Here is a 21,063-nt window from a genome sequence, read left to right as displayed (position 1 = left end):
AGCAAATCGGGGTAAAATAAAAAAGCCTCCCGGGTACAGGAGGCTCTTACTATATTATATTTCCGGATCCGTTTCGGGGTCGGGCTTGTAATTTTTTTCGAGTTCGGCAAGCTTTTCTTTACCGTAAGCAAACCTGGTAATAATGTAAAACAACACCGGCACAATAAATATAGCCAGCGATGTTGCGGTAAGCATACCGCCAAATACTGTAAAACCTATTGTTTTACGTGCCTCGGCACCTGCGCCCGATGCAAACAACAGTGGTAATACACCTAATATAAAGGCCATCGATGTCATGATGATAGGCCTTAAACGAAGCCTTACAGCTTCTAATGTGGCTTTTTCAAGTTCCATACCCCTATCCACACGTTCTTTGGCAAATTCCACTATCAAAATGGCATTCTTAGCTGCTAAACCTATCAGCGTTATTAAACCAATTTGCGCGTAAACGTTGTTGGTAAGGCCCGGTGCAAACCACAAAAACAATATTGCTCCAAACGCACCCAATGGTACAGCCAATAGTACAGAAAACGGCACCGACCAACTCTCGTACAACGCTGCCAGGAACAGGAACACAAAGCCTATTGATAAGGCAAATATGTATACCGTTTTAGAGCCGGATAACAATTCCTCGCGGCTTAAGCCCGAAAACTCGTAGCCGTAACCTTGCGGCAAGGTTTGTGCGGCTACTTCCTTTAAAGCCGTAATAGCGTCGCCGCTGCTATAGCCGGGATTGGTGCTACCATTTATCTCGGCCGAGCGGAACAGGTTATAATGCGATATTAAAGGGGCGTTCTCAATCAATTTATAACTGGTAAGTGTACTTAAAGGCACCATACTACCCGCCGAGTTGCGCACAAAGTACTGGCCAATGTTATCAATATTAGTACGGTAATTGGTATCGGCCTGGGCCACTACCCTAAAGTTACGGCCATATACGGTAAAATCGTTAATATAGGCGCTACCCATATAAGTTTGCAATGCATTGTTAACATCAGATAGTGCAACACCCAATTTTTTGGCCTTTTCCCTATCAATAGTTAGCTGGTATGCAGGTGTATGCGCCCCAAAGAACGAGAAAGCCCTGGCAATCTCCGGGCGTTTGTTAACCGCTGCCGTAAATGTTTGTAATACCTTTTCAAAATTCTTGATATCGCCACCCGCTTGTTTTTCTTGCAAGATGAATGAGAAACCACCTGTATTACCTAAACCAGGTATAGCTGGCGGCGAAATTACTACCACACTTGCTTCTTTAAAGCGCGCCAGCTTTTTCTGAATAGTAGCGATAACCCCATTTAGCTGATCCTGTTTATCTTTACGGTGCTCCCATGGTTTTAACTGTACAAATATGGTTGCACTGTTAGATTTTGTAGCAAAGTTAACCGCGTTCAATCCACCCAAAGCAGCGTAATGGTTTATAGCAGGTACACTATCTAAAACCGCCATCATTTGGTGCAGCACAGTAACTGTACGCTCTGTTGATGAGCCTTCGGGCAAATCGTAGGTTACATATATACGGCCTTCATCCTCAAGCGGTAAAAAGCCTGATGGTTTTGCCTTAAAGATGAATATAGTACCCACTACAATACATACCAATATAATGATGATGAATTTGGAGTGTTTAATACCTTTATCTACCGCATTACGGTAACGGCCGGTAACCCTGTCAAACCATTGGTTAAACTTGTAGAACAGTTTATTTAAACCGGTAGATTTATCGTCGATCTTATGAGGACGCAGCAATATGGTACATAAAGCAGGTGTAAGCGATAGCGCCACAAATGCCGATATTAATACCGATATAGCGATGGTGATGGCAAACTGCTGATATAAACGACCTACAATGCCCGGTACAAAACCTACCGGTACAAACACCGCCGCCAAAATTAAAGCGATGGCAATTACCGGTGCGGATATATCGCGCATGGCATGCTCGGTAGCCTCTTTTGGCGACATGCCCTTCTCGTCCATATAATGCTGTACAGCCTCTACCACCACAATAGCATCATCTACCACAATACCTATGGCTAATACAAAACCAAATAAGGTAAGCGTATTAATGGTAAAATGCAGCGGAATAAAAAAGATGAAAGTACCTATAATAGATACGGGGATAGCCAGTACGGGTATAAGCGTTGTACGCCAGTTTTGTAAAAACAAAAACACTACCACAATAACCAGCACAAGGGCTATTACTAGTGTTTCGATAACCTCATCTAATGATACCTTTACAACCGTAACCGATTCAAAAGGAACCACAAAGTCAACATCCGTAGGGAATGTTTTCTTCAATTCGTTCATGGTAGCAGTTACATTGTCGGCAGTTTCGATAGCGTTGCTGCCCGGTGCCTGGTATATTAACAGGTATGATGCTCTTTTACCATCAACATACGAATTACCTGCATAGTTAAATTTACCTAACTCAACACGGGCAACATCTTTTAAATGCACTACCGAACCTGTACCCGGTTGTGTTTTTACCACCACGTTCTCAAACTCGGCCTTGGTTGTTAACCTGCCTTTTACCAATACCGTATACTCAAAGGTTTGCCCCTTCATTTGCGGGGTGGCACCAACTGTACCGGCAGCTACCTGGGCGTTTTGCTCTTGCAGGGCCGCGGTTACATCGGCAGCGCTCATATTTAAGGCAGCCAGTTTATCGGGCTTTAACCAAATACGCATACTAAAATCATCAGCACGGGTAAATACGTCACCCACGCCCTTTGTACGCAGCAAGGCATCCTTTATAAATACGTTGGTATAGTTATCGGTGAAGGTTACATCGTGTGTTCCTTTAGGCGAGTACATAGCCACAAGCATTAATATACTTGGGTTACGTTTACGCACTATCATACCCAAACGCTGTACCTCTTGCGGCAAGGTTGGCAAGGCTATACCTACACGGTTTTGCACATCAAGCGCGGCAATATTAATATCTGTACCTACTTCAAAGTTAACCGTCATGCTCATGGCGCCGTTTCCGGTACTGTTACTTTGCAAATAGGTCATGCCGGGGGTACCGTTTACCTGCACTTCTACAGGGGTAGCCACGGTTTGCTCAACCGTTAAGGCATCCGCACCCGTATAGGTACCTGTTACCTGTACAGTTGGCGGTGTAATTTCGGGATACTGCCCGATAGGCAGGCTCAGTATGGATAAAATGCCGACTATAACAATAACCAGCGATATCACTATCGCGGTAACCGGGCGTCGTATAAAAGTATCTGCGATCATTATCTATATTCTGTTTGCTTAAAAAATCGCGGGATATCATCCCGTATTAGCTATTAAGTTTTATAACTCCTTACCGTGTTATTTAGCGGCCGGTGCTGCAGGCGGCGGGCCTAAGGTGATCTTTCCTTTATCGCGCAAACGCTGGAAACCATCCGTTATCACTTTTTCGCCTTCTTTTATTCCGCTTAATACAACAACATCGCTTTGTATACGCGGGCCTAAAGTAACCTTACGCTGCTCGGCAATTGTATCTTGCGATATAAACACAAAAAACTCGCCCATTTGCTCGGTAATGGCTTTATATGGAATCTGCACCCGTTCGCCTGATGCATCGTTTAACACCTGTAAAACACAGCTCATGCCATCTTTTAAAACATCTTTATTGTTGGCAAACTGTATCCTTACCTTAATACTACCTGTACCATTGTTTACACCTCTATCAATAGCGAATACTTTACCGTTTGAAGGATAAGTGCTACCATCTGCTAACTGTAGTTTAAAGGTGGTATCTGTAGTGTTTTTTTGCAGTTTGTAAAAACGATCGATATCCTGCTCGTTTATTACCACATCAACCCCCATAGGGTTACCTGCCGATATGGTATTTAACAATGTAGTACCCGGTGTAACTTGTGCACCCAACTTAACCTGCGATATACCTATGCGGCCTGTAAATGGTGCCCTTATGGTAGCATACGAAAGATCGGTAGCTGCTGATGCAAGTGCCGCTTCGGATACTGCAACCTGCCCCTGGCTGGTGGCATAAGCCGCCGTAGCCTGGTCTACAGTTTGGCGCGCAACCGCATCGTTCTTTAACAACATATTGTAACGGTCAACATCTTTTTGGGCCTTTACTAAATTTGCCTTGGCACTGTTTACGTTAGCTTTTGCCTGCTCATAGGCGGCTACATATTTACGGCGGTCTATCTCATATAATGGAGCGTGCTTTTGTACTACATCGCCCTCTTTAAAAAATATACCAGTAATAAAGCCGGCTACCTGGCTGCGCAGTTCAACAGAATTTAATGCCACTACCTGGCCCTGGTATTTATCATAATAAAGTGCTTCGGCCTTTTTAGCTTCGGTAACATAAACAGGGGTTGGTGGTAATGCTGCCCCGGCACCTTGCTTATCGCTCTTGCTTTTGCAGCCGGCGGTTGTAATTAATGCCATTACGGCAATGCAGTATATATAATTGTATTTCATATTCAATGTTTAATTATTCAACAGGTAAAATGCCTAATGCACGTTGCAAATCAATTTTGCTTGACAGTAACTGGAACAGGGCGTTATAGTAGTTAAGTTCGGCAGTACGCAAGTCGGCTTGCGATACAATTACATCCAGGTAAGTTTTAATACCTTCGCGGTACTGCAGGTTAACCACCTTGTAAACATCTTTTGCCAGTTCAACATTTTCCTTTAACAATACCCAGTTGGTATAATTGCTTTTATAACCGGCCAAAGCCTGTGTGTATTCGGTATTAATTGCATTACGGCTGTTTATCAGGTCAATGTCGGTACGTTCAACCTGCAAACGTGCCTTGCTTAAATTTTGCAAACGCCTGCCGCCCTGAAAAATAGGAAGGGTTAACGATAGGCCTGCATAAGAGGTAGGATAGTTATTATTGTATAGCTTAGAAAAACTATCGTTAAAGTACGACATGTTGTAGGCGCCTATTGCCGATAACGAAGGCAAAAAGCTCCATTTATAATATGATACGTTTAAATTATCAATATTTTTCTGTGTTTCCAGCAATCGGTACTCTATACGGTTGGTGTAGCTAAGGGCCTGGTTGGTATCAATTACCGCGTCGTTTTGTAAACGCGCCGAATCGTACGACAAAACAATTGATCTGTTTGGGTTTAAACCCATCACTTGTTTCAAATAGGCCGATTTGCTTTTTATAGCTTCCTGTGTTTGTTTGTATGATGCCAGGGAATTGTTAAGGGCAATAGTTGCCTGTTTGTAGTCGGTTTTATCCACAACCCCTGCCTGGTAGCGCGAGTAAGCATCCTTTAAACTGCGGCGCAGCCTTACAATGTCTTCCTGTATAATATCTAACTGGCGTTGCGATAGTAAAACGTCATAGAAGGCTTTGCTAACTTCAGATACCAAATCTATCCTATTGCTTTGGCTGTTTTGCTTGTAGTATTGCCTCGAATATTTTGAGGCACGTGATGCCAAAAGCACATCGTTATTATATATAACCTGGCTGGCAGATACGCCCAGGCTTGATGTATTATGTGCAATAGCAAGGTTTTGCGGTGTAGTTCCTGTACCTGTACCTGTTGTGGTACCACCCGCAACTACAGCGGGCCTTTGAAAGTAATGCTGGTACTGGCCGCTGCTACCTACCTGCGGCAACCACGCCGAAAGGCCTATGCGTATATCACGTTCGTTTATTTGCTCGTCAATATACGCTTGTTTTAAACCCGGCTGGTTCTTTAGTGCAAAATCAATACTTTGTTGTAGTGTAACCACTGCAGCAGATGTATCGGCAGGTGTTTGGGCAAATAATAAAACCGGGAAAAATAGTAGTATATTAGAGATGTAAAAGAAATGGTGTTTTTTCATATGAACAATAAAGCAACAAAAAAGCTGATTAAAGGTAACGATATACCTTTAGATGTTGTTAAATTAGTAGTGAGCACGAAGATGATATTATTATAAAAGAATATGAAATTAACCACAGAAATTTTACTTAACTAAGATAATTTGAGGGTTAAATATTGATTTTTTCTGCCTTTTTTTGGCAAATTGAAATTTTGTGGTCGTGATTAAATAAAATTTTAATTAATTTGCCTTATTGAAGTGAATTAACATACTATTAAAATTGTGTGCAAAAATTTTACATTCTGCATGCAAGATATAAGTATATTCATGGTATTTTTACAAAAAATTTAAGTATTGTTAATAAATGGTTAAAAAGTTACACGATAAGATCGCCCAGTTCCAGGTGGCCAATGTACTACGGGAAGCAGGATTATATCCTTATTTCAGGCCTATTGAGTCTGCACAAGACACTGAAGTGATTATCGATAATAAAAGAGTGTTAATGTTTGGCTCTAATTCTTATTTAGGGTTAACTAACCACCCCCTAATTAAAGAAGCTTCGAAAATAGCTATCGACAAATACGGAACAGGCTGTGCCGGTTCGCGTTTTCTGAATGGTACACTTGATATACACATTGAGCTGGAAACCAGGTTGGCTAATTATGTAGGTAAAGAGGCTACCGTTTTGTTTAGTACCGGTTACCAGGTAAACCTGGGTGTATTATCATGCATTACCGGCCGTAATGATTATTTGATACTTGACGAATACGACCACGCTTGTATTATAGATGGCAGCCGCCTGTCTTTCTCAAAAGTTGTTAAGTACGCCCATAACGATATGGACGACCTGCAACGCAAATTAAGCATACTGCCGGAAGAAGCCGTTAAAGTAATTGCCGTTGATGGTATATTTAGCATGGAGGGTGATATTGTAAAATTACCTGAAATTGTAAGGCTTGCCGATATGTATGGCGCTAACATTATGGTTGACGATGCACATAGTTTAGGTGTAATTGGCCATAAAGGCGCGGGTACTGCATCGCACTTTAATTTAACAAACGATGTTGACCTTATAATGGGCACATTTAGTAAATCTTTAGCATCGTTAGGTGGTTTTATTGCTGCCGATGCCGATACTATCGATTATATAAAACATCGCGCACGCTCGTTAATGTTTAGCGCGAGTATGCCTCCGGGCTCGGTAGCCAGCGTTATTGCTGCCTTAGATATTATCGAATCTGAGCCTGAAAGAATAGACAAACTTTGGGATAATACCAATTACGCAATGAAGCTTTTGTTAGAAGAAGGTTTTGACCTTGGCCCAACAGAAAGCCCTATATTGCCTATATATGTACGCGACAACGAAAAAACGTTTGCAGTAACCAAGCATTTGCAATCTGCCGGTGTTTTTGTAAACCCTGTTGTATCGCCTGCAGTACCTTCCGATTCTTCGTTGCTGCGTTTCTCGCTAATGGCTACACACACATTCGATCAAATTGACGAAGCTGTTGAGAAATTATCAAAGGCGTTTAAAGAAGTTGGTGTAAGTTCAATAAAAGAGAAAATATAAACCGATAAAATATCCTGATACCGGTTACCGTATATGTTTAATATTACGGTAATCGGTATTTAAATTTATTAGCCCCATGAAAAAAATTGTTCAGGTGCAATCAAAAAAAGAGCTTGCATCTTTTATTGATTTCCCACACGATCTGTATAAAAACGATCCAAACTACGTTCCCGAACTATTCATCGCTCAAAAGGATCTTTTAACCACTCACCCGTTTCATAAACACTCATCTCTACAAACGTTTTTAGCCTACGATGGCGACAAAATTGTAGGCCGTATCGCTGCCATTTACAACACCAATCATAACCAATTTAACAATGTTAACGATGGTTTTTTTGGCTTTTTTGATTGCATAAACGACCAGGAAACCGCAAACCTTTTGTTCGAGACCGCTATTACCTGGCTAAAACAAAAAGGCGCACAAAGCATTACCGGCCCTGTTAACCCATCAACTAACGAAACCTGCGGTTTGTTAATAAAAGGGTTTGATAAACCACCGGTAGTAATGATGACCTATAACCCCGAGTATTACGTTACCCTACTTGAAAACTTTGGCTTTAAAAAGCAAACAGACTTACTGGCCTGGTATTGGGATGGGGCTAATTACAACGATAAATCGTTACAATTACTGGATAAGCTACAGGATCGTTTAACACGTAACAGCGGCATCACTATCCGTAAAATAAACATGAAAAACTTTAAGCAGGAGGCAGATGCCCTGCGCGACGTTTATAATACTGCTTGGGATAAAAACCTGGGCTTTTTCCCGATGACGAATGAGGAATTTGACTATACTGCCAAAGACCTTAAAATGATACTTGACCCGGACTTTGCGTTGGTTGCCGAGCAAAATGGCAAAATAGTGGGGTTTGGTGTAGCCATACCGGATATTAACCAAATACTGCGTACTATTAAAAAAGGCCGGTTATTGCCTACCGGAATTTTTAAGCTATTGCTAAATAAAAGCAAGGTTAACGGTATACGTATTATGCTTTTAGGGGTTATTGATGGTTACCGTAAAATGGGTATCGAAGCTTGTTTGTATGGCAGCATTATTAAAGAGTACAGGCGCAAAGGTTTAAAGTATGCCGAAGCATCGTGGACGCTTGAAAACAACGAGATGGTAAACCGTGCTATTGAAGCAATAGGCGGCGACCAATACAAAACTTACAGGATATACGCGAAAAGCATATAACTGATAGCATATTGCGCTCCGTAGCTGTTTTAAAGGCATTGTAAACATAGAAAACAGTAAAAAGCAGCAATAAATTGCCTGCTTAAGTTTCATTTGCCTGTAAACTTTGTAAAAATAATAACAGCTGTTGTACAAAAAGTATGTTATTTGCGCCGCCTGCGGGCATCCTACAGCAAAGGATTAAATAGTAGTAGTGAGGGGGATTTAGACAGATGCAGTGCTACATGCTAAAGCACTATATGATTATAGCGCATGGTAAACAAACAGAATAATTGGCATTAGCCCTTATTATATAAACAAAAACCACCATGAGATCGGTGTCAGCTACATGTTAGCTGCTGATGATCTCGCTACTTTTAAAACTGATAGTAATAATGAAGATTAACATTAAACCTGCACAAGGAAAGCTTGGTATACTGATCCCCGGCTTAGGAGCCGTTGCAACAACACTTATAGCCGGTGTTGAAGCTGTTAAAAAAGGTATATCGCAACCTGTTGGTTCACTTACACAAATGGGAAGCATCCGTTTAGGTAAACGAACTGAAAACCGCCACCCAAAAATTAAAGATTTTGTGCCATTGGCAAAATTGGAAGATATTGTTTTTGGTGGATGGGATGTATATGAAGATAACGTATACGAAGCCGCGATGAATGCTAAAGTTTTAGAGGCATCTTTACTTAACGAAGTAAAAGAAGGCCTTGAAGCTATCATTCCGATGAAAGCCGCTTTTGATAAAAACTATGCTAAAAACCTTGACGGCGCCCACGTTAAAACAGGTACACGTTACGAATTGGCACAACAAGTTATGGAAGACATTAAAAACTTCCAGAAAGAAAAAGGCTGCGACCGTGTAGTATTAGTATGGTGCGGATCGACTGAAGTATACTTTGAAGGATCGGAAATCCATGAAACGCTTGCCGCTTTTGAACAAGCTTTAAAAGATGATGATAAGCGTATTGCGCCAAGTATGATATACGCATATGCAGCTTTAAAATTAGGTGTACCCTTCGCTAACGGTGCCCCTAACTTAACAGTTGATATCCCTGCTATGATCGAGTTGGCAAAACTAACGCAAACACCTATTGCAGGTAAAGATTTTAAAACAGGCCAAACATTAATGAAGACTGTTTTAGCACCTGGTTTAGCAGCACGCTCTTTAGGTGTACATGGCTGGTTCTCTACCAATATTTTGGGTAACCGCGATGGTTTGGTACTTGACGACCCAGATAACTTTAAAACTAAAGAGGTATCAAAATTAGGCGTGTTAGAAGATATTTTACGCCCCGAAGATAACCCTGAGTTATACGGAGAAATTTTCCACAAAATACGTATCAACTACTACCCTCCGCATGGCGATAACAAAGAAAGCTGGGATAACATTGACATATTTGGCTGGTTAGGTTATAAAATGCAAATTAAGATCAACTTTCTTTGCCGCGACTCGATATTAGCTGCGCCAATTGCATTAGACCTTGCCTTGTTTAGCGATATGGCTAAACGTGCAAACATGAGTGGTATACAAGAATGGTTATCATTCTACCTTAAATCGCCGCAAACTGCACCGGGCCTGCATGCCGAAAATGATATTTTCAAACAACTAATTAAATTAGAAAACACATTACGTTATTTAATGGGCGAAGACCTGATCACACACTTAGGCCTCGACTATTACGACGATATGTTTGCAAATTCATAAATACTCCCTAAAGGCAGGCTATTACCATAATTGGTAATAGCCTGCCTTTTTTATTTGAGCAGGATTTACTGTAAAATTAGATAATAAAGCCTATTTAACATTATTTTACATTTACTTCAATACTAAGCGCATATTATTTGCGTAAGTAGTAGCATTGTTTACTAATGTGTTTTTACACAATTGTAATTCCTCCTAAACCTTACGGCAAGGTTAATAATAAAGCGCCGGGCATTTAATGGCAACATTTGTAAAGGCACAGGCCTCATCTATTATAGCAACGATATTTGACTTTTTGACCACAATAGTCTGTAAGGAATTTTTTTACCTTTGGTACGTAATTGCAAGCTTAATTGGCACTATTAGCGGTGGCGTAACAAACTTTGCTTTAGGCAGGGTTTGGGTATTTAAAAGCAAAGACGAAACCATACCAAAACAGGTTATAAAATACATGGCGGTTTGGTTAGGCAATTTAGCGCTTACCACAGCAGGGGTATTTTTAGTAACTCATTACATAGGTTTAAGTTACATTATATCAAAGGCTTTAGTTTCAGTTGTAGTTGGTGTCAGTTATAATTACTTTCTCCAAAAAAGGTTTGTATTTGCATAGTATTTAACGTTGAATGAATTTTAAGAATTTTTTAAAGCCCCTATTTTTCTTAATCTTATTATTTATAAGTACCACGTTAGCAGCGCAAACCACTGTAGTAACCGGCACCGTTACCGATGCCGGCAATAAACAACCCCTGCCCTTTGTTACCATAACATTTATAGGCAGCACCATTGGCGTAAATAGCAATAACGATGGTAAATACACCATAAGGTCAGCTCAAAATTATACCCAGTTAAAAGTAACCTATCTTGGTTACAAGGATGCCATATTAACCATTCAACCCGGTAAAGAGCAGGTATTAAATGTAAGGCTATTCCCATCCGCTAAACAACTTGGCGAAGTGGTGGTAAAATCTAAAAAAAATCCACCCTACCATAATAAAGACAACCCCGCTGTTGAGTTGATACGTAGGGTTATAGCAAACAAAGCCAAAAATCGCCCAGAAAGCTACCCGTTTGTTGAATACCGGGAATACGACAAGATGCAGTTTTCGTTAAGTAACCTTTCGGAAAAGGTGCCTCAAAAAAAATTCCTGAGAAAATATAAATTCATTTTTGACAACAGAGATAGCACCAGTTACGCCGGTAAATCTTTACTTCCTATTTACCTGGAAGAGAAGCTGTCGCAGGTCTATTACCGTAAAAACCCCGAGAAACTTAAAGAGGTTGTACTTGGCCAAAAAGGTGTAAACTTTGGGCCTGCTTTTGATAGCGAAGGCATAGGCCAGTACTTTAAACACCTGTATGAAAAGGTAGATATTTATGATAATAGCATATTACTTTTGGGCAAGCAGTTTTTAAGCCCCATAGCTGACGCTGCACCAACCTTTTACAAGTTTTTTATAACAGATACTATCACTACCGATAATAATATAAAGCTGGTACAACTAAGTTTTACACCACGTAATACCAACGATGTACTGTTCGAAGGCGATATATACATCACACTTGATGGCAACTATGCTGTGCAAAAAGCCGGGTTAACCATTAATAAAAACATTAACGTAAACTTTGTACGGTCGATGCATGTTGACCAGGACTTTGAGCAAAACCCTGATGGCCGCTTTCACTTAAGTAAAAGCAATACATTTGCAGATTTTGGCGTAACACAAAAACGCAAGAGCGGCTTATTTGGCGTACGTACCATTACCTATAAAAACTATATTGTAAATAAACCGCACCCCGATACCACCTATTTGCCAAGCGTGGATATTGGAGATGATGCGGTTAAACACCGTAGCGAAAGCTTTTGGCAACAAAACCGTTTAGACACGCTTACAACGGCTGAATCTAAGGTGTATAAAAACATTGATAGCCTTACACATATGCCATCGTTTAGGCGTACGGCCGATATTGTAACGCTTTTATTTGCAGGCTTTAAGGGTTTTGGCAAATTTGAAGTTGGCCCTGCAAGCACATTTTACAGCTTTAACCCGGTAGAGGGTTTCAGGCTTAGGTTAGGCGGCCGAACAACCACGGAATTTAGTAAGCGTGTATTTTTAGAAAGCTATGCAGCTTATGGTTTTAAGGATGACCGATGGAAATACTTTTTAAAAGGCACCTACTCTTTAAACAGTAAAAGCATTTACAAATTCCCGCAAAACTACATCAGCGCAAGTGTACAGCGCGACACTAAAATACCCGGGCAAGAGTTACAATTTATACAGGAAGACAACATTTTATTGTCTTTTAAACGCGGCACCAACGATAAATATTTATATAACGACTTTTACCGTATAGATTATGTGCACGAGTATGAAAACCACTTTTCGTACAAAGCCGGTTTAAGGAAATGGATACAAACCCCCGCGGGTACCCTATTTCCGTTTTTAAATGGCGATAATACAATTATACAGCACCTATCTACAACCGAGGCTACCTTTGGCTTGCGTTATGCACCGCACGAACAATATTACCAGGGTAAGCTATTCCGCACCCCTATTATTAACCAGTACCCTATTTTGTCGTTAGACTTTACAGCCGGATTAAAAAATGTGCTTAATGGCGAATATGGTTATCAAAACGTAAAATTCCGGGGCGAAAAACGCTTTTATATTGCCCCTTTCGGCCACTCGGATATCATATTAGAAGGTAATAAAACGTTTGGGCAATTGCCATACCCGCTACTTAATATACATAGGGCTAACCAAACTTACGCTTACGTAATAGATTCTTACAACTTAATGAACTTTTTAGAGTTTGTGAGCGATAAATCGGTAAGTATCAATATCGACCAGCATTTTGAGGGCTTCTTCTTTAATAAGATCCCTTTGTTTAAACGCCTAAAATGGCGCGAGACAGCTTCTTTCAAGATGTTATATGGTGGTGTAAGCGATGAGAATAATGTATCTATACATCCGTCGTTATATCAATACCCAACAGATGGTGTTGGTAACCCCATTACTTATGCATTGGGTAAAACGCCTTACATTGAGGGAAGTGTGGGCATCGAAAACATTTTTAAGTTTGTGCGGGTTGACTTCGTAAAAAGGTTTACCTACTTGGATCATCCGGATATTGCACAATGGGGCATACGGACCAAGATCAAATTTGATTTTTAATTTAACAGATTTTTAATTTATTTTTATAGTTAAATGGAACAGCAAACATCAGTACGTACCAGCGTTCAACTGGGGATATATAAAATTATTGATCCGTTTGTTAAGGTACTTATAAAACTTGGCCTTACGCCTAACGCGGTTACCTCTATAGGTTTTGTGTTAAACGTGGGGGTTGCAGCTATTTTTATTATTGGCGGCGAAGATGGCGACCGCGCCGACCTAAGCTATATTGGCTGGGCAGGCGGTTTAATTTTATTTGCCGGCTTGTTTGATATGCTCGACGGGCAGGTAGCACGCCTGGGTAACATGAAATCGGTATTTGGCGCTTTGTACGATTCGGTTTTAGACCGTTACAGCGAGCTGATCATGTTTTTAGGTATTTGCTATTACCTGGTATCTCACCACTATTTTTTAAGTTCGATATTTGCATTTATAGCGCTTATAGGCTCAATGATGGTTAGCTATGTAAGGGCCCGTGCCGAAGGTTTGGGTGTTGAAATAAAAGGTGGCTTAATGCAAAGGCCCGAAAGAGTGATCACTATTGGTGTTTTTGCTATTGCTTGCGGTATCTGCTCATCTTATTTACCGGCCAACTACAAATTGTATATACCGGGTATTCGTTTTCACGTATTCGAAACCATGTCGATATTTACATTTCCTATTGCTTTACTTGCCGTATTAACAAATTTAACTGCCTTTAGAAGGCTGATGGATGCTAAAAAAGCGCTATCTGAAAATCAGAATGATTAAGAATTACTTTCAAAGAGCTTCATTTTTGGTTACCGTATTTGTTATCTGCAGCCTAAACTTAATAGCTTCTTCAACACATCAAAATTTTAACAATACCGATTCGTTAAAAAGAAAACGTGTCGCCGAAATGGTGTTCCCGGTACCCGTGGCAAACGATAGCCGGTTATTTTATTTGCAGCGCAACCATAACATTAATACTTTAATGTATGATGTTAATATTGATAAAAGTACGGGCAAACCAGATGCTGAAACGCCTATTAATGTATACTGGATAAGGTATGCCGAAAAAAGCCAAAGGGATGAATTAAGCTACATTCAGCGTAAATTTGCTTACGGTGTGGTTGCGAAACAGTTAAGCGATGATAAGTTTGATATCAGATTTGTGTCATACAAAAAATTTCCGCTTACATTAATGAAGGCGGCCGACGGAAAATATCATATCTTCGCAACTGTAGCGCAAAAGCAACTAATGCTTAACAAAATATTTGTTAAAATTGAAGGTGGTAGTTTTTGGCTGCCAAATATTATTTTTGTAGAGATGAAGGGTACCGATCCTGCAACAGGCAAAGAGATTACAGAACGTTTTAAACCCTGATTAGTTATGGCAAAAAATTTCGTTTCAAATTCACAGGAGTCTGTGAGAATGTTTAAAAGCAATTTTTTAGAAAGCTTATCAAAAGTGCACTACTTTGTGCCTATTATAATTTTTTTACCCGTTATATTGGTTTGCAGCTATTTTGCCTACGATAAGCAAATTGGCGTTATAAACTATATATGGCTGTTTTTTGCAGGTTTATTTGTTTGGACACTTACCGAATACATTATGCACAGGTTTGTTTTCCATTTTGTGCCGAAACAAGGCTGGGCATTACGCCTGCACTTTATATTCCACGGTGTGCATCATGATTACCCAAGCGATGCAAAACGCCTGGTAATGCCACCATCGGCAAGCATCCCTTTGGCTACAGGTTTCTATTTTTTATTTAACTGGTTATTGCCGGTTAATTACATATTTGGGTTCTTCCCGGGTTTTATATTGGGCTATTTGGTATATGATATATCGCACTATGCTATCCATCACTTTAACTTTAAGGGCTCATTCTGGAAAAGCATCAAACAGCATCACATGCTGCACCACTATCAGGATCCAACAAAGGGTTACGGTGTAAGCTCGCCTCTTTGGGATAAAATTTTCAATTCAGATTTCATTAAAAAGCAGAATGGCTAATGCTGTTGGCGATGATATACATATCGATACAAAAACAATAAGTATTGTAACCGGTACATCATTCGCATATTTACTTCTCTCCTACTTCATGGTTGGCTTTAAAACCGATCAACTGGTACTTATAGGCATATTCAACGTACTATTTTATGCTTCGGTAATTACCCGTAAGTTTATTTTAGGCTTTACCATATTTATAGTTTACTGGATAATTTTTGATTATATGAAGGCATTCCCTAATTATAATTACAACCAGGTTGCTATAGGTGGTTTGTACAATGCCGAAAAAAGCCTATTTGGTATTAACGTTAACGGCGTCATTTTGACTCCCAACGAGTATCTGCTGTTAAAGAAGAACACCTTAATAGATATCTTTGCCGGTATATTTTATCTATGCTGGATACCTGTTCCACTGGGCTTTGCAGCCTTTATGTTTTTTAAAAATAAACGGGAATTTTTAAGCTTTTCTTTAACCTTTTTACTGGTAAACCTGTTGGGTTTTGTAGTATATTATACCTACCCTGCTGCACCACCGTGGTATATACAGGTGCATGGGTTCAACTTTGTGCCCCTAACCATGGGTAATACCGCTGGTTTAGCACGGTTCGACAAGTATTTTAACGTTACTATATTTCAATCTATTTACGCGAAAGGCTCTAACGTATTTGCTGCCATGCCCTCCTTGCATTCGGCATACCCGGTTATAGTGTTATACTACGCTATCAGAAACCGCCTGGGCTGGGTTAATGTAATTTTTGCTACGGTTACAGTCGGCATATGGTTTACAGCTGTTTATGCCAGCCACCATTATGTGCTCGATGTGCTTGCAGGCATAATATGTGCTACATTAGGTATTAGTTTATACAATCTATTACTTTCCAGGTGGGGCTTTTTAAAACGTTTCCTCGTTAATTACCAGAAATTTATACAGTAATTTGTTTTTTAAAATCCCTTAACTGTATAGTATTATATACTACTGTTTAGCTTATTTACTTATATTCTTTTTGTTAAGGAATATATTTTGTTCAACTTTGACGCGTATTGGTTTGCTTTTATAGCCAAAATATCATTTGATGGTAAACATACGCTGCAATTTTATCGCTAAATAAAACAGGCATAAAATTTGAATAGTAAATGTATACTATTAGCAATCTGTACTCAGATGAAAAAACTTATTACCCTTATCTCACTTTTTATAGCCGTAGCCAACCTATCTGCTAAAGCGGGCGACCTTGATAGCCTTAAAACAAAATTACAGCTTACCACAAACGATACTTTAAAGGGCAACATTTATAAACAAATTGCTGCCGAATATTTAAAGTACGATACCATAAAGCACCGCGGCGTAAAGCTCTACTACCAGGGCGAAGCGCTGAACTACTCGCTGTTGGCATTAAAAAACTTTAGTTATTACGAAGACACGTTAGGTATGCGTACCTGTTTTGATTATCTGGCTAAAGTGTACCAGTCACAAAAAAAATACAGCCAGGCAAAATGGTTCTTACTACAGTCTAATAAGATATCGCGCGGTTACAAGGATAATTTCAACGTGATAACATCGCTGGTAAGGCTGGCTAGTGTTAAAATGGATAATAAAGATTACAAGCTGGCCATGCGCGATTTGAATGAGGCTTTGATACTATCTACAAAAAATAAACTGCCTAAGCTGGAAGCATTAGTACAACAAAACTTTGCTTTTTTATATAACAGAATGAATGACCCGGAAAACGGCGCTTTAGCTTCAAAACGGTCTGCGGAGATATATGAGAATATTAAAAAGGATGAAGAGTTAAAGTTAATGGCGGCACAAAATCCGCAAGACTCTGCCCAAATCAAAAAGGTTGATTCGGTAGTAAAGAAGAAGGTTTACGCAAAAAAAAGCATCAAAACTAATTCAGCCAAAAAACTGGCGTCATTATAATAATACAATACAACAGCTTTTTTGCTGTTTAAATAAAAGCCTGTATTAAACTACAGGCTTTTTGTTTTGTCTGATGTTTAGCATGAAAAAACACATTTTATTATTGGCCGTAGCCGTTGTAGCGGTATTAAGTTCGTTTAATAACACAAACGAGCCTGGTAGCTATTCCAACTTTAAGCAAAGCTTTTTAAACCTTATAAATAAAACGCGCCAAAAAGGCTGTAACTGCGGCGACCAATGGTTTGCACCCGCCCCTCCTTTAGTTTGGAACGATGAACTGGAAAAAGCCGCACACGGGCATGCTAAGGATATGGCCAGCAAAAAATATTTTAGCCACACCAGTAAAGATGGCCGCAGCATGAGCGACCGTATTGTTTTTGCCGGCTATTACTTTAAGGGATACAAAAGCTTTACTGTTGGTGAGAATATTGCCTGGGGCCAAAACAGCATTGAAGAAGTGATGTCCGGATGGTTTAAAAGCGAGGGCCACTGTCGTAACTTGATGAACCCCGACTTTAAAGAAGTAGGCGTTGCAGAAAAGGATGAATATTGGGTGCAGGATTTTGGCGGGCGCGAATCTTTCAGTCCCGAGCAGCAAAGGCTGATAAAGAGCGGCAAATACAGGCTTATTCAAAAAGAACCTGTTAGCGGGCACTAATTATTCGCTATCTTTCTTAGTTTCCTTTTTTGGCATCGGGCCACGTTTGTATATAACCAGGCCATTTAAAAAATTACGCAGCAACTGGTCTTTACAAGGCATAAAGTTTGGATGATCATCCGCCCTGAAAATAGCGCTCAACTCAGTTTTGGTAGTTCGGAAATTGGCCAGCTCCAGTATTTTAATTATATCATCATCGCGCAGCTGTAATGCTACACGCAATTTTTTCATTACTTCGTTATTACTCATAGCTGTTTATATTTTTTTGAATACTACTATACCGTTATGCCCGCCAAAGCCAAAGGTATTGCTTAAGGCAGCATCCACCTTTTTCTCAATAGCTTCGTTTATCACAATTTTAAGGCCTTTAGGTATCTCCGGATCAATATTTTGTGTGTTGATGGTTGGCGGCACAATACCATCGGTAATGGCTTTTACAGCTATTATAGCTTCAACCGCCCCTGCAGCACCCAGTAAGTGACCGGTTACCGACTTGGTTGCGCTAATATGCAAATTGTCGTTACCGTTAAACACGGCGTGGATTGCTTTTGCCTCGCTTATATCGCCAACAGGTGTTGATGTAGCATGGGCGTTTACAAAAGCTATATCGCTTGCCTTTAATCCTCCGTCTTGTAAGGCCAGTTTCATGCCCTGTATGGCACCTTTACCTTCGGGATGGGTTGCTGTGATGTGGTAGGCATCAGATGTCATGGCGGCGCCTGCAACCTCGCAATAGATATGTGCGCCACGTGCCTTGGCATGTTCGTACTCCTCTAAAACTAAAATACCGGATCCTTCGCCCATTACAAATCCGTCTCTTTCTACATCAAAGGGGCGCGACGCCTTTGTCGGGTCATCGTTACGTGTTGATAGGGCTTTTAATGAATTATAACCACCTATAGATGCTTCGCTGATAGGCGCATCTGAACCGCCCGTGATAATGATCTTAGCTTTGCCAAAACGGATATAATTAAAAGCATCCATAATAGCGGTATTGGCACTTGCGCAGGCCGATGCTGTAGAGAAGTTTAAGCCCATAAAACCAAACTTGATAGAGATAAGGCCCGCGGCCATGTTTACCAAAGTTTTTGGAATAAAGAATGGATTAAAATGCGGCTCGAAGCCGGATGCGGCATACTCCCTGTATTGTTGCTCAAGCGTTTCCATGCCACCTTGTGCGGTGCCAAATATCACCCCTATATCAAAGGGCGACATGTTATTTATGTCAAAGCCCGAATCTTTAATAGCTTGTTCGGCTGCAATTAATGCATATTGCGTATATAGGTCGCTCCTTTTAAGTTCGTTTCTATCTAAATATTGTGTAACGTCAAATCCTTCTATCTGTGTGGCAAAGCGTGTTTTAAACTTCTCGGGGTTAAAACGAGTTATAGGTTTAGCCGGGCTGTTACCTTCAATTATATTATTCCAAAAAGTGACTATGTCATTTCCGGTAGCCGAAACTACCCCCATGCCGGTTACTACAACTCTTTTCATCTATTCGTTCAAGATATTTTATTATTTTCGTGATTTACCGCAAAAGTACTACAGTAAATTTTAATATTTTGTAATATTTTCACCAGCTCATTATCTCCATCACCCTAAGAAATTCCGGCTGAAACGGTGCATTTATGGTAACGGTTGTTTTAGTAACCGGATGAGTGAAACTTAACTCCTCGGCATGTAATAACATGGTTTCCATCTCCCAGGTTTCCTTAAATAATTTATTCTGCTTATTACAACCATGGGTACGGTCGCCAATAATGGGATGGAATATATGGGCGAAATGTTTGCGCAATTGGTGCATACGCCCGGTTTGCGGCACCGCCTGTACCAGCGAGTAACGCGATGTAGGGTGCGAACCATATGCCACCTGTAGTTCAGCATGTTTTAAAGTGGTATATCGCGTTAAGGCATCCTGTAAAGTGCCGTTCTCTTTGCGTAAAGGGTAATTAATTTCTTCTGCATCCGGCGTGTAGCCGCGTACAATAGCCAGGTACTTTTTATTAACCCTGTTTTCCATAAATGCTTGTTGCATGGCAATCTCGGTAGGCTTATCAAACGCAAACAGCAATACGCCCCCTGTTTTCCTATCGATGCGGTGCACCGGGTTAACCTTCTTCCCTACCTGATCGCGTAATATCTGCAAAGCAAATTCTTCCGCATCGGCAGCTATTGATGAACGATGCACCAATAAACCGTGTGGTTTGTTAATGGCAATTAAATTATCATCCTGGTATAGTATATCCAGCATCAACTTAAGGCGAACTGAAATTGACCTGTAAGCTGGTCTAATGAAGTATTAGGCGCTATTACAACAGGCGCAGGATTGATGCAATACACGGCGCTCTCCACATCGCGCGAGGCAACACTTATATGCGTACCGTTGGCATGTTGTTCAAATAGTTGTTGCGCCAACTGCGGGTTGTTGTTATCGCGAGATAAGTGTGACAGCAGCACATGGCTCATGTAAGCAGGTTTATGGTTAATAAACAGCTCTAATGCTTGCTTGTTAGACAAGTGGCCCTTGCCCCCGCGTATGCGTCGTTTTAAATAAAACGGGTACCGGCCGTTTTCCATCATTTCCTCGTCGTAGTTGGCTTCGAGGAATGCGGCATGGCATTGTGCAAAGTGGCGTATCAAATGCTCGCAGGTGGCGCCTATGTCAGTAAAAACGCCTATGCGCGTGCTGCCACAAGTAACCATAAAGCTATGGGGTTCTACAGCATCATGATGCTTAGGAAAGCCTATTACTTCTAAGCCCCCAATTTTAACAGGCAAGTATGATTTTAGCTGATGGCAAAGCTCCCGTGGTACTTCGCCGCAATGGTGTACGGTACCATCAGTTACATAAACCGGCAATTTGTATTTTTTAGCTAATACGGCAAGTCCGCGTATATGGTCGCTATGCTCATGCGATATAAAGATAGCTTTAACCTTTTGTATTGATAAGCCCAGGCGGGCCATACGCTTTTCGGTTTCGCGGCATGATATACCCGCATCAATCAAAATCGCCTCCCGCTCATTTCCAACGTAATAGCAATTGCCATTACTCCCCGAATTTAATGATGCAATAAAAACCTGCATAGCCTACA

General features: G+C 40.5%; 18 protein-coding genes. 11 read left to right on the top strand and 7 right to left on the bottom strand.

Annotated elements, in window-relative coordinates; translation table 11 throughout:
* Positions 1-54: 54 nt before the first annotated feature.
* The 3 genes from FFF34_003650 to FFF34_003640 all read right to left on the bottom strand — a co-directional run bounded on the left by FFF34_003650 (position 55) and on the right by FFF34_003640 (position 5,806).
* Positions 55-3,234, bottom strand: coding sequence for a multidrug efflux RND transporter permease subunit (locus FFF34_003650; GenBank protein TSD66512.1), 3,180 nt, complete (start codon positions 3,232-3,234; stop codon positions 55-57).
* Between the two features lie 78 nt (positions 3,235-3,312).
* A complete protein-coding gene (locus FFF34_003645) occupies positions 3,313-4,437 on the bottom strand; it encodes an efflux RND transporter periplasmic adaptor subunit (protein TSD66511.1) in 1,125 nt (374 codons plus the stop codon).
* A gap of 13 nt (positions 4,438-4,450) precedes the next feature.
* Positions 4,451-5,806 carry a TolC family protein gene (locus tag FFF34_003640; protein ID TSD66510.1) on the bottom strand — a complete coding sequence of 452 codons (1,356 nt, stop codon included), beginning with the start codon at positions 5,804-5,806 and terminating at the stop codon, positions 4,451-4,453.
* 343 nt (positions 5,807-6,149) lie between these two features.
* On the opposite strand from FFF34_003640, the gene FFF34_003635 reads away from it, so the two are divergent.
* The 11 genes from FFF34_003635 (at position 6,150) to FFF34_003585 (ending at position 17,971) form a co-directional block, all read left to right on the top strand.
* Positions 6,150-7,355, top strand: coding sequence for a pyridoxal phosphate-dependent aminotransferase family protein (locus tag FFF34_003635; GenBank protein ID TSD66509.1), 1,206 nt, complete (start codon positions 6,150-6,152; stop codon positions 7,353-7,355).
* A gap of 76 nt (positions 7,356-7,431) precedes the next feature.
* Positions 7,432-8,550: a hypothetical protein gene (locus FFF34_003630; GenBank protein ID TSD66508.1), complete on the top strand. Its 1,119-nt coding sequence runs from the start codon at positions 7,432-7,434 to the stop codon at positions 8,548-8,550.
* Between the two features lie 374 nt (positions 8,551-8,924).
* Positions 8,925-10,247 carry an inositol-3-phosphate synthase gene (locus FFF34_003625; protein TSD66507.1) on the top strand — a complete coding sequence of 441 codons (1,323 nt, stop codon included), beginning with the start codon at positions 8,925-8,927 and terminating at the stop codon, positions 10,245-10,247.
* Between the two features lie 235 nt (positions 10,248-10,482).
* The gene (locus tag FFF34_003620) at positions 10,483-10,854 is read left to right on the top strand and encodes a GtrA family protein (protein TSD66506.1); all 372 of its coding nucleotides are present in this window, start codon (positions 10,483-10,485) and stop codon (positions 10,852-10,854) included.
* Between the two features lie 13 nt (positions 10,855-10,867).
* A complete protein-coding gene (locus FFF34_003615) occupies positions 10,868-13,417 on the top strand; it encodes a carboxypeptidase-like regulatory domain-containing protein (protein TSD66505.1) in 2,550 nt (849 codons plus the stop codon).
* Between the two features lie 33 nt (positions 13,418-13,450).
* Complete coding sequence (locus tag FFF34_003610) at positions 13,451-14,167, top strand: CDP-alcohol phosphatidyltransferase family protein (GenBank protein ID TSD66504.1); 717 nt, start codon at positions 13,451-13,453, stop codon at positions 14,165-14,167.
* Complete coding sequence (locus FFF34_003605) at positions 14,160-14,762, top strand: DUF4833 domain-containing protein (GenBank protein TSD66503.1); 603 nt, start codon at positions 14,160-14,162, stop codon at positions 14,760-14,762. The genes FFF34_003610 and FFF34_003605 overlap by 8 nt, the downstream gene beginning before the upstream one ends.
* 6 nt (positions 14,763-14,768) lie before the next feature.
* Positions 14,769-15,395 carry a fatty acid hydroxylase gene (locus tag FFF34_003600; GenBank protein ID TSD66502.1) on the top strand — a complete coding sequence of 209 codons (627 nt, stop codon included), beginning with the start codon at positions 14,769-14,771 and terminating at the stop codon, positions 15,393-15,395.
* On the top strand, positions 15,388-16,326 hold the full coding sequence (locus FFF34_003595; GenBank protein TSD66501.1) for an inositol phosphorylceramide synthase: 939 nt from the start codon (positions 15,388-15,390) through the stop codon (positions 16,324-16,326). The genes FFF34_003600 and FFF34_003595 overlap by 8 nt, the downstream gene beginning before the upstream one ends.
* A gap of 228 nt (positions 16,327-16,554) precedes the next feature.
* Complete coding sequence (locus FFF34_003590; protein ID TSD66500.1) at positions 16,555-17,313, top strand: hypothetical protein; 759 nt, start codon at positions 16,555-16,557, stop codon at positions 17,311-17,313.
* An 82-nt stretch (positions 17,314-17,395) separates the two neighbouring features.
* Positions 17,396-17,971 (top strand): CAP domain-containing protein, encoded by a 576-nt coding sequence (locus tag FFF34_003585; protein TSD66499.1) that lies wholly within the window; start codon positions 17,396-17,398, stop codon positions 17,969-17,971.
* On the opposite strand, the gene FFF34_003580 is transcribed toward FFF34_003585, so the two are convergent.
* The 4 genes from FFF34_003580 to FFF34_003565 all read right to left on the bottom strand — a co-directional run bounded on the left by FFF34_003580 (position 17,972) and on the right by FFF34_003565 (position 21,055).
* Positions 17,972-18,220 carry a DUF1456 family protein gene (locus FFF34_003580; protein ID TSD66498.1) on the bottom strand — a complete coding sequence of 83 codons (249 nt, stop codon included), beginning with the start codon at positions 18,218-18,220 and terminating at the stop codon, positions 17,972-17,974.
* A gap of 6 nt (positions 18,221-18,226) precedes the next feature.
* Positions 18,227-19,465 carry a beta-ketoacyl-ACP synthase II gene (gene fabF, locus FFF34_003575; GenBank protein ID TSD66497.1) on the bottom strand — a complete coding sequence of 413 codons (1,239 nt, stop codon included), beginning with the start codon at positions 19,463-19,465 and terminating at the stop codon, positions 18,227-18,229.
* Between the two features lie 79 nt (positions 19,466-19,544).
* Positions 19,545-20,222 carry a pseudouridylate synthase gene (locus FFF34_003570; GenBank protein TSD66496.1) on the bottom strand — a complete coding sequence of 226 codons (678 nt, stop codon included), beginning with the start codon at positions 20,220-20,222 and terminating at the stop codon, positions 19,545-19,547.
* Complete coding sequence (locus tag FFF34_003565) at positions 20,222-21,055, bottom strand: MBL fold metallo-hydrolase (protein TSD66495.1); 834 nt, start codon at positions 21,053-21,055, stop codon at positions 20,222-20,224. Before FFF34_003565 ends, FFF34_003570 begins: the two co-directional genes overlap by 1 nt.
* Between the last annotated feature and the right edge of the window lie 8 nt (positions 21,056-21,063).

Source organism: Inquilinus sp. KBS0705 (assembly GCA_005938025.2).
Taxonomy (GTDB): Bacteria; Bacteroidota; Bacteroidia; order Sphingobacteriales; family Sphingobacteriaceae; genus Mucilaginibacter.
This window is presented reverse-complemented; position numbering and strand designations above follow the sequence as displayed.

What these genes read in the sequence shown, in the direction of transcription:
- FFF34_003640 (TSD66510.1), bottom strand. Translation starts at nt 5,806, where the DNA reads ATGAAAAAACACCATTTCTTTTACATCTCTAATATACTACTATTTTTC.
- fabF (TSD66497.1), bottom strand. Translation starts at nt 19,465, where the DNA reads ATGAAAAGAGTTGTAGTAACCGGCATGGGGGTAGTTTCGGCTACCGGA.
- FFF34_003605 (TSD66503.1), top strand. Translation starts at nt 14,160, where the DNA reads ATGATTAAGAATTACTTTCAAAGAGCTTCATTTTTGGTTACCGTATTT.
- FFF34_003600 (TSD66502.1), top strand. Translation starts at nt 14,769, where the DNA reads ATGGCAAAAAATTTCGTTTCAAATTCACAGGAGTCTGTGAGAATGTTT.
- FFF34_003620 (TSD66506.1), top strand. Translation starts at nt 10,483, where the DNA reads ATGGCAACATTTGTAAAGGCACAGGCCTCATCTATTATAGCAACGATA.
- FFF34_003595 (TSD66501.1), top strand. Translation starts at nt 15,388, where the DNA reads ATGGCTAATGCTGTTGGCGATGATATACATATCGATACAAAAACAATA.
- FFF34_003630 (TSD66508.1), top strand. Translation starts at nt 7,432, where the DNA reads ATGAAAAAAATTGTTCAGGTGCAATCAAAAAAAGAGCTTGCATCTTTT.
- FFF34_003565 (TSD66495.1), bottom strand. Translation starts at nt 21,055, where the DNA reads ATGCAGGTTTTTATTGCATCATTAAATTCGGGGAGTAATGGCAATTGC.
- FFF34_003570 (TSD66496.1), bottom strand. Translation starts at nt 20,222, where the DNA reads ATGCTGGATATACTATACCAGGATGATAATTTAATTGCCATTAACAAA.
- FFF34_003580 (TSD66498.1), bottom strand. Translation starts at nt 18,220, where the DNA reads ATGAGTAATAACGAAGTAATGAAAAAATTGCGTGTAGCATTACAGCTG.
- FFF34_003625 (TSD66507.1), top strand. Translation starts at nt 8,925, where the DNA reads ATGAAGATTAACATTAAACCTGCACAAGGAAAGCTTGGTATACTGATC.
- FFF34_003635 (TSD66509.1), top strand. Translation starts at nt 6,150, where the DNA reads ATGGTTAAAAAGTTACACGATAAGATCGCCCAGTTCCAGGTGGCCAAT.
- FFF34_003645 (TSD66511.1), bottom strand. Translation starts at nt 4,437, where the DNA reads ATGAAATACAATTATATATACTGCATTGCCGTAATGGCATTAATTACA.
- FFF34_003610 (TSD66504.1), top strand. Translation starts at nt 13,451, where the DNA reads ATGGAACAGCAAACATCAGTACGTACCAGCGTTCAACTGGGGATATAT.
- FFF34_003590 (TSD66500.1), top strand. Translation starts at nt 16,555, where the DNA reads ATGAAAAAACTTATTACCCTTATCTCACTTTTTATAGCCGTAGCCAAC.
- FFF34_003615 (TSD66505.1), top strand. Translation starts at nt 10,868, where the DNA reads ATGAATTTTAAGAATTTTTTAAAGCCCCTATTTTTCTTAATCTTATTA.
- FFF34_003650 (TSD66512.1), bottom strand. Translation starts at nt 3,234, where the DNA reads ATGATCGCAGATACTTTTATACGACGCCCGGTTACCGCGATAGTGATA.
- FFF34_003585 (TSD66499.1), top strand. Translation starts at nt 17,396, where the DNA reads ATGAAAAAACACATTTTATTATTGGCCGTAGCCGTTGTAGCGGTATTA.